2 protein-coding genes are annotated in these 1,596 nt (G+C 60.2%); both read right to left on the bottom strand.

What is annotated here, in order from left to right:
- Positions 1-58: 58 nt before the first annotated feature.
- Entirely contained in the window at positions 59-625 is a 567-nt protein-coding gene (locus tag NW843_RS05150) for a hypothetical protein (RefSeq protein WP_414522316.1), read from the bottom strand.
- A 98-nt stretch (positions 626-723) separates the two neighbouring features.
- Positions 724-1,596: MraY family glycosyltransferase (locus NW843_RS05145; protein ID WP_414522315.1), on the bottom strand; the 873-nt coding region annotated here is incomplete at its 5' end.

Here is a 1,596-nt window from a genome sequence, read left to right as displayed (position 1 = left end):
TGAACAGTGATGTTCAGCAGTGTTCAGCGTAAATGTATCAGGAAGGCAACTGAGTTCCTCAAGTAAGGTGCACCGACTGTTGGACGAGGATCTCTGGTGTTTTGGGCAAAGGTTGGCTCAAGCGGCTGATCTGAGCCTGCGCCTGCAGTTGTTCGTCAATCCAGTCCGCCAGTTCCCGCATGTAAAGCGCCACATGGATCGCCTGGTCGCGCTGTGCTGGCTCCACACCTTTTTCCGCCAGGCGGGCCAGAATTACGGGATCGCTCAGCTCCTCCAGGGCGGCAAAGTCTTCCGGTTGGTCGAACCCCAGCTCTGCCATTTTCTCGAACACATACCCCAGCCGCAGGCCGGTGGCCTCGCACTGCCCCTCCAGTTGCCAGGGATCCCTCAAGGCCAGGGCAACAGTTCGGTAGGCGGTTTGGGCGATGGAGCGCCAGGTGCCGCGGTGGATGCGCAGGCTGAGTTGCTGCCGATCCCAGCCCAGGGCTTCTCGCACCAACAGGCCGCAATTGCAGCGGGTGCTGTCCCGCCAGCAGTACTCCCAGTCCCAGAAGCCCCAGTGTTGGGATTGGATACGATCCGCGGTGCGGCGCAGGAGAGCTGCCAACTCAGGTGTGGGGCGCATGAGGCAACACAGAGCTAAACAAAAAACAACAAAACAAAAAACAACAAATATAGAGCGCCTCCAGTCTAGGCAGGCGAGCGATGGAGAACAAGCCCAGCTCAATCTTCTTTACATTCCTGGTCGCAACAGCATTGCGGAGCAACATATTCCTGTTCGGGCCTGTCCTCCGAGGGCAAAGCTCGTTGCCGTTGCCAAGCCCCCCAAGCCACCCCTGCCAACACCAGCGAGGCCCCGCCCAGGTAGGTGCCCCCTGCTGGCAAGCCCGCCAAGGCCAAGGCCAGGGATCCCCCCCAGAGGGTCATGGCATAGATCAGCAGCACCGAATGCCGCTGGGATAGGCCGGCTTTGAGCAAGCGGTGGTGCAAGTGGCCTTTGTCGGGATGGAAAGGCGACTTCCCCCTGGCCAGCCGCTTGAGGATTACGGTGGACATATCCAGGATCGGCACCGCCAAGATAAAGAAAGGCAGAGCCACTGCCAGCGTGGTCACCCCCTTGGCCACCCCGATCACCCCGATCCCAGCCAGGGTAAAGCCCAAAAAATAGGCCCCCCCATCCCCCATGAAGATCTGCGCCGGGTTGAAGTTGTAGCGCAAAAAGCCTAGGCAAGCTCCCGCCAAAGCCGCCGCCAGCATGGCCGCCGCCGGTCGATCCAGCAGCAGGGTTACGATCAGCATCACCACCGCCGCAATTCCCGACACCCCTGCCGCCAGCCCATCCAGCCCGTCCATGAAGTTGATGGCGTTGGCCATCCCCACCAGCCAGAACAGGGTAATCAGCAGGCTCAACCACACCGGAAAGGGCCAGATCCCTCTCCCGGGCAGACTGATGAACTCAATGCGCACCCCTACTCCCCAAGCGGCAGCAGCCACGCCGAATTGCATCAACAAGCGGGAAAAAGGCGACAGGTGAAACAGGTCGTCCGCCAGGCCAATCAAAAAAAACAAAACCCCACCGATCGTCACCCCCCAAAT

The sequence above is a fragment of the Synechococcus sp. R5-12 genome, assembly GCF_047502655.1.
In the GTDB taxonomy this organism is placed as follows: domain Bacteria; phylum Cyanobacteriota; class Cyanobacteriia; order Thermostichales; family Thermostichaceae; genus Thermostichus.
The sequence above is the reverse complement of the archived record's forward strand: the minus strand, read 5'-3'. Positions and strand labels throughout refer to the sequence as shown.

What these genes read in the sequence shown, in the direction of transcription:
- NW843_RS05150 (WP_414522316.1), bottom strand. Translation starts at nt 625, where the DNA reads ATGCGCCCCACACCTGAGTTGGCAGCTCTCCTGCGCCGCACCGCGGAT.